The sequence below is a fragment of the Xanthomonas massiliensis genome, assembly GCF_900018785.1.
In the GTDB taxonomy this organism is placed as follows: domain Bacteria; phylum Pseudomonadota; class Gammaproteobacteria; order Xanthomonadales; family Xanthomonadaceae; genus Xanthomonas_B; species Xanthomonas_B massiliensis.
This window is the reverse complement of sequence record NZ_FCOY01000007.1, coordinates 859,892-873,779: the sequence shown is the minus strand read 5'-3', so window position 1 is coordinate 873,779 and position 13,888 is coordinate 859,892. Positions and strand designations below refer to the sequence as shown.

14 protein-coding genes are annotated in these 13,888 nt (G+C 63.2%); 9 read left to right on the top strand and 5 right to left on the bottom strand.

Annotated elements, in window-relative coordinates; all coding sequences use genetic code 11:
- Nucleotides 1-42: 42 nt before the first annotated feature.
- Nucleotides 43-792, bottom strand: coding sequence for a DOPA 4,5-dioxygenase family protein (locus tag BN3794_RS14040; protein ID WP_066098238.1), 750 nt, complete (start codon nt 790-792; stop codon nt 43-45).
- Between the two features lie 583 nt (nt 793-1,375).
- Between BN3794_RS14040 and BN3794_RS14035 the strand changes: the two genes are divergently transcribed.
- The 7 genes from BN3794_RS14035 (at nt 1,376) to BN3794_RS16445 (ending at nt 9,099) form a co-directional block, all read left to right on the top strand.
- Nucleotides 1,376-3,787 carry a ribonucleoside-diphosphate reductase subunit alpha gene (locus BN3794_RS14035; protein ID WP_066098923.1) on the top strand — a complete coding sequence of 804 codons (2,412 nt, stop codon included), beginning with the start codon at nt 1,376-1,378 and terminating at the stop codon, nt 3,785-3,787.
- 185 nt (nt 3,788-3,972) lie between these two features.
- Entirely contained in the window at nt 3,973-5,016 is a 1,044-nt protein-coding gene (locus BN3794_RS14030) for a ribonucleotide-diphosphate reductase subunit beta (protein ID WP_066098236.1), read from the top strand.
- A 276-nt stretch (nt 5,017-5,292) separates the two neighbouring features.
- Complete coding sequence (locus tag BN3794_RS16455; RefSeq protein ID WP_066098234.1) at nt 5,293-5,808, top strand: flavodoxin; 516 nt, start codon at nt 5,293-5,295, stop codon at nt 5,806-5,808.
- A complete protein-coding gene (locus tag BN3794_RS16450) occupies nt 5,780-6,106 on the top strand; it encodes a thioredoxin family protein (protein ID WP_066098232.1) in 327 nt (108 codons plus the stop codon). Before BN3794_RS16455 ends, BN3794_RS16450 begins: the two co-directional genes overlap by 29 nt.
- Nucleotides 6,107-6,427: 321 nt before the next feature.
- Nucleotides 6,428-6,871, top strand: a complete 444-nt coding sequence (locus BN3794_RS17095) for a DUF4279 domain-containing protein (RefSeq protein ID WP_078059776.1) — start codon at nt 6,428-6,430, stop codon at nt 6,869-6,871.
- Between the two features lie 71 nt (nt 6,872-6,942).
- Complete coding sequence (locus BN3794_RS16060; protein ID WP_160330929.1) at nt 6,943-7,494, top strand: superinfection exclusion B family protein; 552 nt, start codon at nt 6,943-6,945, stop codon at nt 7,492-7,494.
- 1,281 nt (nt 7,495-8,775) lie between these two features.
- Nucleotides 8,776-9,099, top strand: coding sequence for a hypothetical protein (locus BN3794_RS16445; protein ID WP_147675782.1), 324 nt, complete (start codon nt 8,776-8,778; stop codon nt 9,097-9,099).
- Nucleotides 9,100-9,637: 538 nt separating this feature from the next.
- Here the strand turns inward: BN3794_RS16445 and BN3794_RS14015 are convergent.
- A complete protein-coding gene (locus BN3794_RS14015; protein ID WP_147675608.1) occupies nt 9,638-10,603 on the bottom strand; it encodes an IS1595 family transposase in 966 nt (321 codons plus the stop codon).
- Nucleotides 10,604-10,681: 78 nt separating this feature from the next.
- The gene (locus BN3794_RS16720) at nt 10,682-11,146 is read right to left on the bottom strand and encodes a hypothetical protein (protein WP_187128068.1); all 465 of its coding nucleotides are present in this window, start codon (nt 11,144-11,146) and stop codon (nt 10,682-10,684) included.
- 89 nt (nt 11,147-11,235) lie between these two features.
- Between BN3794_RS16720 and BN3794_RS16715 the strand changes: the two genes are divergently transcribed.
- Nucleotides 11,236-11,517 (top strand): helix-turn-helix domain-containing protein, encoded by a 282-nt coding sequence (locus BN3794_RS16715; protein WP_201455284.1) that lies wholly within the window; start codon nt 11,236-11,238, stop codon nt 11,515-11,517.
- Between the two features lie 366 nt (nt 11,518-11,883).
- The gene (locus tag BN3794_RS14005) at nt 11,884-12,354 is read left to right on the top strand and encodes a C40 family peptidase (RefSeq protein ID WP_066098230.1); all 471 of its coding nucleotides are present in this window, start codon (nt 11,884-11,886) and stop codon (nt 12,352-12,354) included.
- A gap of 134 nt (nt 12,355-12,488) precedes the next feature.
- Here the strand turns inward: BN3794_RS14005 and BN3794_RS14000 are convergent, their stop codons facing one another.
- Together BN3794_RS14000 and BN3794_RS13995 are read right to left on the bottom strand one after the other, a co-directional pair.
- Nucleotides 12,489-13,391, bottom strand: coding sequence for an NAD(P)/FAD-dependent oxidoreductase (locus tag BN3794_RS14000; protein WP_066098229.1), 903 nt, complete (start codon nt 13,389-13,391; stop codon nt 12,489-12,491).
- Between the two features lie 2 nt (nt 13,392-13,393).
- The gene (locus tag BN3794_RS13995; RefSeq protein ID WP_066098227.1) at nt 13,394-13,837 is read right to left on the bottom strand and encodes an RrF2 family transcriptional regulator; all 444 of its coding nucleotides are present in this window, start codon (nt 13,835-13,837) and stop codon (nt 13,394-13,396) included.
- Nucleotides 13,838-13,888 lie beyond the last annotated feature (51 nt).

Below are 13,888 nucleotides of genomic sequence, written 5' to 3'. Positions count from 1 at the left end.
GTGCTGGCCAGGTTCCCGGCTCCATGCGGGGACGCAGGCCGCTCAGGTCTCCAGCGGCACCGTCGGCACCACGTTGGGATTGATCTGCTCGGTATCGGCGCCGCCGCCGTCGACGAAGCGGCGCCAGGCATAGGCGTTGACCGGCTGCGAGCGGTTCACCCACAGCGCGTAATAGAGGTGGTCCGAGCGCGGGTCGCCGGTGTTGGGATGCAGCAGGATGGTCAGGCCCAGGCTGTTGAGCTGCAGCCACGGCACCAGGATCGGCAGCAGCTCGTTGTTGAAGCCGAAGTAGAACGAGGGCGTGACGTGCGGGCCGCGCGGCTCCAGGTTCCAGTCGCCCAGTTCCACCGGGAAGCGCTCGGCCGACCAGCGCCGGATCAGCGCCGCCTTCTCGTGGGTGTCCTCGTCGAAGTAGATGTGGGCGTGGTAGCTGCGCACCTGGGTGTAGGGGCGCGGGGTGGCCGGCAGCGGGCGCTCGTCCGGGCGGTAGCCGGGCGGGCGCACGGTCGGCTGGCCGGCGGTGGCGGTGCCCCAGGGACTGGTGCCCGGCCCCTGGATCGGGCGCAGCACGCCGCGCGCGTCGGTGGCGGCCAGGGCCGGCGTCCGGTCCGCCGCCGTGGCCGGGGGCGTGGCGGCCAGGGCGGGACCGGCCGCGGCCGCCAGCCCGGCACCGGCCAGGCCGGCGTCGCGCAGCAGGCGGCGGCGCGACGGCGACAGCAGGTCGGCCCAGTGGCGATCGACCGGGTCCGGGGGAGGGGGAAGAGGGGGGCGCGTCGCCGGAAGAGAGAACACCGCACGGGCGGCGCCGGCGCGCGCCCGCAGCCACTGTCCGCGCCCGGCGCCGGGCGCGCCAAATGGCCGCTGGGCATGTGCTCATGCGCGCTGTTTCGCGGCCGGCTCGGGGGCCGCGGCGGCCTGTCCGGCACCTGTGCCGCGGTGTCGCGGGGGCTTGACTGCGCAGTGCGTTTGAGCGTCCCTGCAGGGGCGCGGACCGGGTTCCACGGGGCGATCTTCCGCCCGGCAACGGTTCCACGGATTTCACTAGATGTAGTTGTTGACCCGGGTATCCGACCCCACTATCTTGGGGGTGTCGGTGTCGCCGGCCCCCCGGGGCCGGTGGCCCGGGAGGACCGCCGGTCAAGGCCCCTCAGGCCCGCGCCGGCACTGCATGTGCAGCGGCGATGGGGAAGGGATCCGCATCCGGCAGCACCGCCGTATTCCGGCAGGCGCTGGCTCCCGGCTTCCGATTCCCCAGTCGCCACTCCCACCCGATGGCCGCGCGCGATCGCACCCCGCGCGGCGCCGCCGGCCCGTCGCCGTCGGTCCGTTTCTGCGCGGGCAGGAACGCAGCGTGCACACCGCCATGGAGGAATGCATGAGCCAGTCCCACAGCCTGCCCGCCAACCCGTCCACCGCCGCCGAGGGCTGGGAAGAGGCGTCCGACGTCGCTGCCGCGGCTGCGGCCACCCCCGATCCGGAGCCGAGCAACGACCAGCGCGCGGTGACCTGGATCGTCAAGGAGGGCATCCGTCGCATGCCGTTCGACCGCTCGCGCCTGCAGCGCTCGCTGGATAGCATCCATGCCGAGTTCCCGCACCTGGACGTCGCCGACTACCAGGCCAAGGTCTTCCATTTCATCGAGCGCAAGGAAAGCCTGTCGGCCGATGACATGATCGACTACATGATCCGCGAGGCCGAGTCGCGGGTCGACGTGGCCACGCCGGAGTGGGAATTCTTCGCCGCGCGCCTGTACCTGGCGCGCCTGTACAAGCGTGCCAGCAAGAACCGCTTCTACGACGCGGCCGACAGGTACGGCTCCTACGTCGGCCTGCAGGAGAGCCTGGCCGACCGCGGCGTGTACTCCATCGACATCCTCAAGAACTATTCCAAGGACGAGCTGGCCGAGGCGGCGCGGCTGATCGAGCCCGAGCGCGACAAGCTGTTCAACTACAACGGCCTGTACCTGCTGGCCACGCGCTACCTGGCCACCGACCACTCGCGCCGCGTCTACGAGCTGCCGCAGGAGCGCTGGCTGACCATCGCCCTGTACCTGATGCAGAACGAGAAGCCGCGCGAGCGCCGCATGCAGCTGGTCGGCGAGGCCTACTGGGCGCTGTCCAACCTGTACATGACCGTGGCCACGCCGACGCTGCAGAACGCCGGCAAGGTCGGCGGCCAGCTGTCGAGCTGCTTCATCGACACCGTCGACGACAGCCTGCAGGGCATCTACGACTCCAACACCGACGTGGCGCGCGTGTCCAAGGGCGGCGGCGGCGTCGGCGCCTACCTGGGCTACGTGCGCTCCTCCGGCGCCTCCATCCGCGGCGTGCCCAACTCCTCCGGCGGCGTGGTGCCGTGGATCAAGCAGCTCAACAACACCGCCGTGTCGGTGGACCAGCTCGGCCAGCGCAAGGGCGCCATCGCCGTGTACCTGGACGTGTGGCACAAGGACATCGAATCGTTCCTGGACCTGCGCCTGAACAACGGCGACCAGCGCCTGCGCGCGCACGACGTGTTCACCTCGGTGTGCCTGCCGGACCTGTTCATGGAGGCAGTCGAGCGCCGCGGCGACTGGTACCTGTTCGACCCGCACGAGGTCAAGGAGGTCAAGGGCTGGTACCTGCAGGACTTCTACGACGAGAAGCGCGGCGAAGGCAGCTTCCGCGAGAAGTACGAGGAGGTGGTGGCCGACGAGCGCATCGGCCGCAAGGTGGTCAAGGCCATCGACATCTTCAAGCGGATCATGATCAGCCAGCTGGAGACCGGCAACCCGTTCATGTTCTACCGGGACGAGGTCAACCGGATGAACCCGAACAAGCACCAGGGCATGGTCTATTCGTCCAACCTGTGCACCGAGATCCTGCAGAACATGAGCCCGACGCGGATGATCCAGGAGGTCATCAGCGGCGACCAGATCGTCACCACCAAGAAGGCCGGCGACTTCGTGGTCTGCAACCTGTCCTCGATCAACCTGGGCCGCGCGGTCACCGCCACGCCGGACCTGCTGACCCAGGACGTGCTCGAGCGCCTGATCCGCATCCAGGTGCGCATGCTCGACAACGTCATCGACCTCAACGACCTGCCGGTGCCGCAGGCCACCATCACCAACCAGAAGTACCGCGCCATCGGCCTGGGTACCTTCGGCTGGCACCACCTGCTGGCGCTGAAGGGCATCGAGTGGAACTCGCCGGACGCGGAGGCCTACAGCGACGCGCTGTACGAGCGCATCAACTACCTGACCATCCAGGCGTCCATGGAACTGGCCCGGGAGAAGGGCCCGTACAAGATGTTCAAGGGCAGCGACTGGGACAACGGCGCCTATTTCCGCGCCCGCCACTACGACGACCCGCAGTGGCAGGACCTGGCCGCGCAGGTGCACGCCAGCGGCCTGCGCAACGGCTGGCTGATCGCGGTGGCGCCGAACATGTCCACCGCCCAGATCGCCGGCTCCACCGCCTCGATCGACCCGATCTACAGCGTGTTCTACTACGAGGAGAAGAAGGACTACCGTCGCCCGGTGGTGGCCCCGGACCTGACCATGGACACCTACCCCTTCTACGAGAAGGGCGGCTACAAGGTCGACCAGTTCGCCTCGGTGCGCCAGAACGCGCGGCGCCAGCGCCACGTCGACCAGTCGATCAGCTTCAACTTCTACGTGCCCAGCACCATCCGCGCCAGCACCCTGCTGGACCTGCACATGACCGCGTGGAAGGAAGGCCTGAAGACCACCTACTACGTGCGCTCCAACGACATCGACATCGCCGAGTGCGAGTGGTGTTCGAGCTGACAGCGCATTCGCGCTGTCGCTCCCCACGGTTCGCGTGGCGAACCGTGGGCCCCGGCTCATTAGCACCCATACCCCCGCGCCTTCGGCGCGCCCCCCTGACTCAGGGGGGCTTTCCTCCAGATCGATCTGCTGCCGCCGTCCCCCGTTCCACACGCGAGCGACGGCCGAAACACGAGTAAAAACCCATGTCCGCAACACCGCTGGAACGCATCAAGATCCTCGAGCCGCTCAATCCCAACCGCTCCACGGGGATCATCAACGGCACCACTTCCGGCATCCTCAACTGGAACGACATCCCGTACCCGTCGTTCTACCGCGCCTACAAGGAGCTCTCCACCAACTTCTGGATCCCGGACGAGGTGGACATGAAGGGCGACGCCAAGCAGTACGGCGAGCTGTCCGCGCGCGAGAAGAACGCCTACGACTCCATCATCGGCCTGCTGGCCACGCTGGACTCGCCGCAGACGCGCTTCATCTACAACGTCGCCGAATACATCACCGACCCGGCCGCGCACGCCAACGCCGCGATCATCGGCCAGCAGGAAGTGATCCACAACGAGAGCTACAGCTACGTGCTGGCCTCGATCACCGACCTGCAGAACCAGAACCGCGTGTTCGAGATCGCCCGCACCCATCCCACGATCATCAAGCGCAACGCGCCGATCATGGGCGCCTACGACGACTTCATGCGCGAGAAGACCGCCGAGACGCTGCTGCGCGCGCTGATCCAGTCCTCGATCCTGGAAGGCATCAACTTCTATTCCGGCTTCGCCTACTTCTACAACCTGGTGCGGCAGAACCGCATGACCGGCACCGGCAAGATCATCAGCTTCATCAACCGCGACGAACTGGCCCACTCCAAGTTCATCAGCGAGGTGATCCGCGCCATCGTCGGCGAGAACCAGGAGCTGCAGACCAACGAGCTGACCGACTACGTGCACGGCGCCTTCCAGCACGCCATCGAGCTGGAGACGCAGTGGACCAGCGAGGTGCTCGACGGCATCGACGGCATCGACGTGGACGAGATGGTGCAGTACGTGAAGTACCGCGCCAACAAGATGGCCGGCATGCTCGGCATCGAGAAGCTCTACGAGGGCGCCAGCGACAACGTGATGCCGTGGATCAAGGCCTACGCCGACAACTTCACCGAGACCAAGACCGACTTCTTCGAGATGCGCAACGCCAGCTACAAGAAGACCAACTCGGACAACGGCTTCGACGACCTGTGACCCGGCGCGCGCCAGCGACCTTCGCACCGTCGTCCCCGCGCAGGCGGGGACCCGGCGACTTCACGCTGTCCGCGCCGATGCCACCGATGTTTCGCCTGCGCACCCTCTCTTCCCCTCTCCCGCTTGCGGGACCGGGCACCCTCAGAGAGGAAGGTGCCCCGAAGGGATGGATCAGGGCGCTTTCAGGCTCCCGCGACCTTCCTGCCCATCTTCGCTACCGTCCCCGATCCCTGCGCAGCGGCGACGTACCGAAGTACGCCGGCATCTGACACGCCCATGCACATCCTCCTCACCTACGCCTCGCTCAGCGGCAATACACGCGAAGTGGCCCGGCAGATCGCCGGCCACTGCGAGTCGGCGGGGCACCAGGTGGTGCAGGTGCACACCGACATCCAGACCCTGGATGGCGTGCTCGGCGACGCCGCACGCGCGGCGGACTTCGACCTGCACCTGCTGGGCAGCTGGACCGACAACGCCGGCCGCACCCCGGCCGAAATGAAGCGCTACGTCGAATCGTTGGTGGCCGCTGCCGGCCGCAACCTCGACGTGGCCGTGTTCGGCACCGGCGAGACGCAATGGGGCATGGAGTACTACTGCGGCGCGGTCAAGCGCATCGCCCGCTTCTTCGCCAGCCGCCATCCCACCCTGGAGATCGAGCAGATGCCGCACGGCGAGCGCGACGCGCGCGCCATCGGCGCGTGGACCGCCGGCGTGCTGGCCACCTGCCACGACGCTCCGTACCCGCACAGACACAAGAAACCCGATGCAGACCATCACCGCCACGTCGCCTGACGAATTCGACGCCGCCCTCAAGACCCACCCGCGCCTGCTGGTGGACTTCTACAAGGACAACTGCCCGGGCTGTCGCATGCTCGACATGTCCCTGCAGAAGTTCGCCGACAGCGACGCCGCCCAGGGCGTCACCCTGCTCAAGGTCAAGCTGGAGACCATCGGCGAGGCATTCTTCGTCGGCCTCGGCCTGCGCCAGACGCCGACCCTGGCAGTGTTCAAGGAGGGCGCCGAGGTGGCGCGCCTGCCGGGATTCCGCTCGCCGGCGCAGGTCGAGCAGGCGGTGAAGCAGGGGTTGTAGAAAAGCCTCTGGCGGGAAGCGGCCGCGCCTTAATAGATAAAGGGGGGGCTAAGAGGCGTGGGAGGGTACGGGCTAGCCACCGCGATTGAGCACGACCGATCGCAATGATAGCGTCGCATCACGCAAGTCCACGGGGGGAGCGCGGCGGCATGATTAGGCACATGGATTACGCACCAGATCTTGGGGAAAGCGTGACTCTGTACAGGGCAGGTGGGCGGCCGATCACTAGAAAGCCCTGTTTATGCTCCGCGATTACATGTCAAATTCTTATCGAATAGGCGTTAGGCGCCACAAGAGAGTCATCCGCATCCGGAGTTGTACATGAGCTGCCTCGAAACAAACGCCACTTTGCGGGTCTTCTCAGAGTCGCTGCATCCCGAAGAGGTCAGCAGCATTTGGGGTCTTTCAGCTACACGTCCAAGACCGAAGGAGCCGGACTCAAAGTACCGGCCAAGACGGGAGTGTCACTATTGGTCATGGTCTAGCGACAGCCAGGTTCACTCACAGGACGGCTTGGAACATATTCGAGCGATCACAGCTATTTTGAGAGACAAAGGTGGGCAACTTGAGCAGCTGAGGGAGGCCGGCTGCGATATTGACGTGTGTTGCTACTGGGTGTCGTCTGGGAAATGGGGGCCATCCTTGGAGGTTTCTGATCTCAATTCCCTTTCGGCTCTTGGCTTGGCAATTTGGTGGGACGTCTACTTTGGCGATCCCGAAGAGTACAAAGAGGGGGCTGCCGCAGCTTCTGGCGGTGGTGCCTAACAATTCATTCAAGCCGATGCCGCTTCGCGGCACGGCTTAATTCAGACGTTAGGCGCTACTTGGGGATCGACGTGATCGAAAGCATCTCTGCCCTGTTTGCATCCCTGAAGGCCGCAACGCCACAGATTCTTATTGGCGTGGCGGTCTTCTGCGGTGTACTGCTGTTCTCTTCTCAGTCTTTCGTTACAACACTTGGTCTCCACGATTTCGTTGACACTAACCGCGCATATCTTGGCGGTGGCCTCATCGCAGCTATCTGTGTTCTCGCTTCTCAATTCGCGTGGTGGGCCAAGGACTTCGCCCTTATGCCATTCACCGCAATCCAGCGGATGCGGCGCCAGGCTCGGCTAATGGCCGAGCTAATGCCAGACGAAAAGGCATACCTTCTACGCTACATCACGGAACAGCAGAACACACAGTACTTCCGCATTGATGATGGTATTGCCCAAGGATTAGTCGCAAAGCTCATCATCTACCAGTCGGCCTCAATCGGAGACTTGTATGATGGCTTTGCATACAATCTTCACCCTTGGGCGCGGCGCTACCTAGTCAAACACCCTGAGGCTCTCAACGGCGCCAGCAAGCTGCCAGATCCACTTCCTGGCGGCAACTCGGCGTGGTAGCGCCTAACAATTCATTCAAGCCGATGCCGCTTCGCGGCACGGCTTAATTCAGGCGTTAGGCGGTAGTGCCGTAGGTGCGGTGCGGCTTCCTTCTTCGGCAAGCGCACTGGCGCCGTCGGCGGCCGGCTCCGGGTCGCTGTCCTCACGTTCACCGCTATCGGACCGGTCACTGCTTCGCCCTTTCGCTTCATCACCCCGCTGCGCTCGCTGCCTTCGGCTTCGGTTACATCTAGCGGTCAGTGCCTCAGGCAAGCCCCAAGCCCGCCACCTGTGGCATGCTCGGCTCACGGCGGCATTGCTGGGGAGCACGATCCATGGTTCATCACCTCCTGGCACCACCGCCTAACAATTCATTCAAGCCGACGCCGCTTCGCGGCGCGGCTTAATTCAGGCGTTAGGCCTCACAACAGTCATGCTCGATCCGACAGAAGTTATCACCGGCGCTCGCTCTAAGATTCACTTCAACCCTCGTAACCTAGTCAGAGAGTTGGAGGCGTATGGAGAGCGGGAGGCAGCGGAGACGCTTCTGCAGCTCGATGAGCAATCTATAGCCGCAATTGGTGTTCTTGCATCTAGGCACTACTCAGGGCCGGACAATCCGATACTTGATAAGGCAATCTGCTTGGGCGTAGTAGAGTTCCTTGAGGAGAAAGCTAGGCCTCTTAAGCGTAAGCGCCGGCTATACCCAAAGAGGAGTAGTCCAGGTGAGGCCTAACAATTCATTCAAGCCGACGCTGCTATCGCAGCGCGGCTTAACTCAGGCGTTAGGCCCCTATGAGACAACCTCAGCTATCCCTTGGGTTTTTACTTCGCAGCCGATATGGCGAGGATGATCCTCAAGAGTTCAAAGTCTCGGTCACTGGCGACTCGTTCTCCGGCGAGCTGGTTATCTACGACGATCACACAAAGCTGGCAGAGCTCTGTTCGGCTCTCGCCGGCTACCCAAAGCAACTCAATGACGAGTTTAGGTTCAGCCTCGGAATGGCCGATAGGCTGGACATTCACTTGAGTTGCTCTGATCGCAGCGGTCACCTCCTCTTGGAGGTAACGCTTGTAGGGACATTCTTTGGGCCACCCTTGGGCACGGAGACGCTATCTGCAGTCTTGCGCTGCGATCCCTCTAGCATTGACGATTTCCGAGCCACACTTCAGCGGGCTCAACCTGAAAGCTTCGAAGGGGCAATAGTTTTTGGGCGTAGGCAAGGTCAGTAGTCGGGGCCTAACAATTCATTCAAGCCGATGCCGCTTCGCGGCACGGCTTAATTCAGGCGTTAGGGCTCAATGGCAAGTTCCGCAGTAGATCAAGCACTCAAAGCTCTAATCTCGGAGGAGATTAGTCGTGTAAAGCTTTTGCCGGACAATGAGCTGACTGGGCTTGGCGATACTGGCGTGACGTTTCGAGCTCTTGTTTGCGGCAAGCCTTACGACATCAACACTTGGTCAGAGCCGGTCGATGGCAATGCCGCAGGCATCTGCGCTATTTTCGTTGGTGCTTGGCGCAAGTTGCCGCTGGGCTCTGCCAAGCACCACTTCCAAGGGTTCGTAGTTGCCACAGATGGTTCTCGCATTGACATTCCAGAGGCCGATCTGTGGCGGTACGATTGAGCCCTAACAATTCATTCAAGCCGACGCCGCTTCGCGGCGCGGCTTAATTCAGGCGTTAGGCGGTAGTGTCGTACGTGCGGCGCGGCTTTCTTCTTCGGTAGGCGCCTTGGCGCGTCAGTGGTCGGCTCCGGGTCGCTGTCCTCACGTTCGCCGCGATCGGACCACTCGCCGCTTCGCCCTTTCGCTTCATCACTCCGCTGCGCTCATTGCCTTCAGCTTCGGTCGCAACTGGCTGCAGGTGCCTTGGGCAAGCCCCAGTGCCGCCATCTGTGGCATGCTCGGCTGGCGGCGGCAGTGCTGGGGAGCATGGCCCATCGTTCGCCACCTCCTGGCACCACCGTCTAACTATTCATTCAAGCCGACGCCGCTCCGCGGCGCGGCTTAATTCAGGCGTTAGCCACCATGACAAGCATCCCCGGCTTCTGGGACATTGGGCCCCACAAACCACTGCCAGTAGAGAATACGTGGCGTGAATTCGTGCGAAAGGTCGGCGGCGAAGTAGTCGAAGACCTTGTGCCTGAGCCAAGGAACTTCCTGATTAGCACGCACTTTCAGTCGAGAACAGCGGCACATCGCGCAACGTTCTCTCCGGCCAAGGCTTTGCAGTAGCCGCCGTGGCCAAAAGACTCGGCACCAGCCGAGTCAGGTCGAAGCGACGGTTGAACCGCCACATCGTCTCGGCCAGGTAGCGCTGGGCGTACTTGGCGAACTTGAAGGCGTGATACGCCCCGTCCAGCGAGCGCTTGAGGTTGGACAGCACGACATTGACCCAACGGGCGTTCTCTTCCTTACAGCGGCCGCGGCCATGGCCTTCGATGACGGTGTGCGCATGCTCGGCTTCCAGCGCCCGAAACGCGCCCAGTCCGTCGCTGTAGACATCCGATCCCGGATGCAAGCGCTGCCCGATCCAGTCCGACAGGGCCGCCTTGGTGAAACCCGGCACCAGGTCGATCGCTGCGTGCCGTGGGCGACCGTCGTCAGTGGTCTCCACGGCGATCACGAAAGGGCGCTTGTTCTCCGAGCCACGGCCGGCCTTGCCGCCGTTGCGTTCCCCACCCAGGTAGGCATCGTCCAGTTGCACGATCCCGCCCAGCTTGCGGCCCGCCTCGCGCTCGGCCATCGCCTGCATCAGCTTGTGCTTCATCCGCCACGCCGCCGGGTAGCTCACGCCCAGGTGCCGCATCAGCTCCAGCGCCGACAGGTTGGTCTTGCTCTGGCCCAGCAGGTACATGCCCAGCAGCCAGGTCCGCAGCGGCAGCTTGCTGTTGTCCATCACCGTACCCGAGCGCAGGCTGGTCTGGCGGTGGCAGGCCGTGCACTGCCAGTACGTGGCACCGTGACGCTGGAACCGGCTGTGCGCCGTACCGGCGCAACGAGGACAGACGAAGCCATGCGGCCAGCGCGAGGCCTCCAGCGCCTGCTCGCACTGGCGCTCGCTGCCATAGCGCTTGAGGAACGCCGGCAACGACAGGCCCGGCTGGAACTGCACACGGTTCATGGCCATCTTCTGATCTCCCGAGAGCGATGACCCCAACATGCTGCGTAACGCTCTCACCACTTGCGACTGCGCTGAAAGATCGTGCTAATCAGGAAAACTTTTGCCGGGTTCTTTTGCCCGAGCGGCACGCTCAGCTTCTCTCTGTGCCTGTTCGGCTGCTTGCTGCTCGATCAGTTGTTTGAACTCACTGTCGGTAATCCGCTTGTATTCGGACCGTCCATCGGTCAGATGGCCCGTGCCCTTGTCCAGACTGAGCGTGACCGAGCCCATGCCTAGCTGAACCTGCAGCGTGCCGTCCCTGAGCGTGGCCGGGATGTTCTTCGTTTCGACCTTGCCAGTGAAGAAGCTGGGTTCGGTATTGCGGAGCATGAAGCTGTCACCGTTGCGCTCAATCTCCATCGTCCGTTGGTCGCTTTTTTCGTTGACCCACTTGCCAACGTACTCACTGCCGGCGCTGTGGCAGCCGGCCAGGGCCATGCACATGAGCAGCAGGGCTGCGATTCCGAGACGGACGGGAATTCCCTTGATGGAGAGGGGGGTAGGCAACACGGGTAGTTTCTCTTGGAGGCCAAGTTCACTGGTTAAACCGAGTGCGCCTAATGTAGCAAATACGCCTCATTTGTAGCAAGTACGCCGTGGTGAAGTACGCACTGGCGGAAGAGGCTGTGCAAGTGCGCGCAGACCGTCAAAACGTGGCCAAGGCATTCGGGCAGGCATTGCGCCAGTCGCGCGAGCGCGCAGGCATGTCACAAGAAGAGCTGGCCCATCTGGCCAGTGTTGATCGCACCTTTGTATCCCGTGCCGAACGCGGCGTCTGTCAGCCGGCATTGGCGACAGTCTTGTTGTTGGCGGGAGCCTTGAAGGTTCCGGCCGCTACGTTGGTTGCGAGTACCGAGAAGGTACTAAAGCCTGATCTGTGAGCGTGGTTCCGGTGGTAGCCAGCAGCGTAGGATAGAGAAAACGCGGATTCCAAACAGTTGACTGCTAGCACGATTCTGAGGGGCTGCTTTAGACCCAAAGCGGACACCGGCATCCGAAACCTGACGTGGGCTTCGCCACTAAGACATTAGCGCGAAACCGTATGCCTGCAGTCTTAAGCTCGACCGCAGTCATCCACAAGACTTAGTCAGACGGAGTGTCGTGGCCTGTACCGATCATTTGCTCGGGCTCGCAATGCACGATGCTATCGTTGCGTATTAGGCGCACCAGCGAGAAATCTGGTTCCGTCGTCCCATTGGCAATGCGCATGTACTCGAGAAATCCAAATGAACGGACACGATGAAGTCATGGACGACGTGCTTTACACCTACGACATACCGACGTTGCAAGCGGGTGACATCCTGCTTTCCACAACTGAGCAAAAGCCCAGCAAGTTTATCCGTAAGATGACCCAGAGCGATTACTCGCATGCGATGTTATACGTGCATAACACGATCGTTCATGCCGAAGGCGACGGTGTTTTCACGACCAACCCGCAGCGTCGCATGTTTCCCGCAGGCGCTTCCACGGTGCTACGGCTCCGCGAGTCTGCGGGTGTCAATTTCGATCAGATATGTCGCTTTGCGGTATCGTGCGCGGGCGGCCTTTACAGTGTCCCTGAGGCGATGCTTGCCGCGCTGTTACAAAACACCGGAACCGCGGCTTTATCGCCTGCGCAGTACTGCTCGCGGCTCGTCGCCCCGAACCAGTGGCACAGCTTCATCATCGAGACGTTGAACCCGTCCTCCCGCAGTCCCGGTAATCCCCGCGCAGATTAGCTGCCGCCAGAAGTGGAATCTTCTCGTGCCCTTTCCCGAGGAGGTTCCATGAAGAAGTCCCGTTTCACCGACAGCCAGGTCATTGCCGTACTCACGCCGGCCGCGTGTGCGGCCTCTTTTTATCCTCACGTTTATCACGCCCGTGGCGCAATCGTCTCCGGCCACAGCAGCGAGCGGTGCACTTGCGCACCGGTCAGCGCGCCATTGCCCACCGCCAGCGACACCGTATGCGGAAAGTGCGCCACGTCGCCGCAGGCGAAGATGCCGGGGACGGTGGTTTTGCCTTCGGTGTCGGTGCGTATCTGTACGCCGGTGGGTACGTCCTCCATGGCGCAGCCAATGGTCTGCGCCAGTAGATTGGAAGGCACGGTGCGGGTGGCCACGAACAGGCCGGCGAATGCCTGCACGCGCCCATCCTCCAGCACCACATCGGCATGGCCTTCGATCCTGTTGATGGGCGCATCCTCGATGGCGATGCCTCTGCGTGCCAAGGTGGCGCGGGCTTCCGGGGCCAATTCCAAGGCATTGTTGACGAACAATGTCACTTCGCCCCAATCGGTCAGCAACTCGGCCTGATGCGCCGACATCGGGCCGGTGCCGACAATGCCGATGCGGCCTTGATTGAGTTCGTAGCCGTGGCAATAGGGGCAGTGGAATACCGCCGTACCCCAGCGGTCGGCGAGGCCATCGATTGTTGGCAACCAATCGACCACGCCGGTGGCCAGCAGGATGCGGCGGCTTGAGTGCGATGAGCCGCTGGCGGTGGTGACCGTGAAGGCGTCCGCCTGTCCGCTGACGGACTTGGCCCGATCCTCCATCCAGCGCAGCGTCGGATAGGCGCCAAGCTGATGACGCGCCGTGGCCGCGATCTCGCTTGGCGGCACGCCGTCCTGGCCGAGGAAGCCGTGCGAATGGCTGGCGAAGCGGTTGCGGCGTTCGCCTGCATCGATGACCAACACGGATCTGCGGGCTCGCAGCAATTGCAGTGTGGCGGCCATTCCTGCATAGCTGCCGCCAATGACGATGACGTCGTACATGGTTAACTCCTTTCGCGCCGCACCGCGGAATGCCGGCGTGCGAAGTCGGCCGCCAGATCGGCCAGGGTGATGTGCGCGAAGCGCTCGAGCAGCAGTGCCTCAGCCTCGGCGAATGCATCATCGAGGGCGGCGTTCACCGATTGCTCGACCAGGCAGGCCGTTGCATCGCTGCGATGGCCGATGGCGAACAGCGCCGGTTCGCCCAGCGCGTCGTGCAACTGGCGTAGGGTGACGCTGTGCAGGTCGGCCTGGATGCGCCAGCCACCGGCGTGGCCGCGATCGGAGTTGACCAGCCCGGCCTCGCGTAAATAGCCCAGGGTGCGCCGCACGACTACCGGGTTGGTGCCCAGGCATTGCGCGAGCGCTTCGGAGGTCATCGGACCATCGTGCTCGGCCATGTGCAGCAGCGCATGCAGGACGGAGGAGAGGCGGCTGTCGCGTTTCATGTAACCAATGATGTTACGTAATCGCGCGTGCGTCAAGTTGACCCGGAGCGC

What these genes read in the sequence shown, in the direction of transcription:
- BN3794_RS14035 (WP_066098923.1), top strand. Translation starts at nt 1,376, where the DNA reads ATGAGCCAGTCCCACAGCCTGCCCGCCAACCCGTCCACCGCCGCCGAG.
- BN3794_RS14030 (WP_066098236.1), top strand. Translation starts at nt 3,973, where the DNA reads ATGTCCGCAACACCGCTGGAACGCATCAAGATCCTCGAGCCGCTCAAT.
- BN3794_RS16455 (WP_066098234.1), top strand. Translation starts at nt 5,293, where the DNA reads ATGCACATCCTCCTCACCTACGCCTCGCTCAGCGGCAATACACGCGAA.
- BN3794_RS16450 (WP_066098232.1), top strand. Translation starts at nt 5,780, where the DNA reads ATGCAGACCATCACCGCCACGTCGCCTGACGAATTCGACGCCGCCCTC.
- BN3794_RS17095 (WP_078059776.1), top strand. Translation starts at nt 6,428, where the DNA reads ATGAGCTGCCTCGAAACAAACGCCACTTTGCGGGTCTTCTCAGAGTCG.
- BN3794_RS16445 (WP_147675782.1), top strand. Translation starts at nt 8,776, where the DNA reads ATGGCAAGTTCCGCAGTAGATCAAGCACTCAAAGCTCTAATCTCGGAG.
- BN3794_RS14015 (WP_147675608.1), bottom strand. Translation starts at nt 10,603, where the DNA reads ATGGCCATGAACCGTGTGCAGTTCCAGCCGGGCCTGTCGTTGCCGGCG.
- BN3794_RS14005 (WP_066098230.1), top strand. Translation starts at nt 11,884, where the DNA reads ATGGACGACGTGCTTTACACCTACGACATACCGACGTTGCAAGCGGGT.
- BN3794_RS14000 (WP_066098229.1), bottom strand. Translation starts at nt 13,391, where the DNA reads ATGTACGACGTCATCGTCATTGGCGGCAGCTATGCAGGAATGGCCGCC.
- BN3794_RS13995 (WP_066098227.1), bottom strand. Translation starts at nt 13,837, where the DNA reads ATGAAACGCGACAGCCGCCTCTCCTCCGTCCTGCATGCGCTGCTGCAC.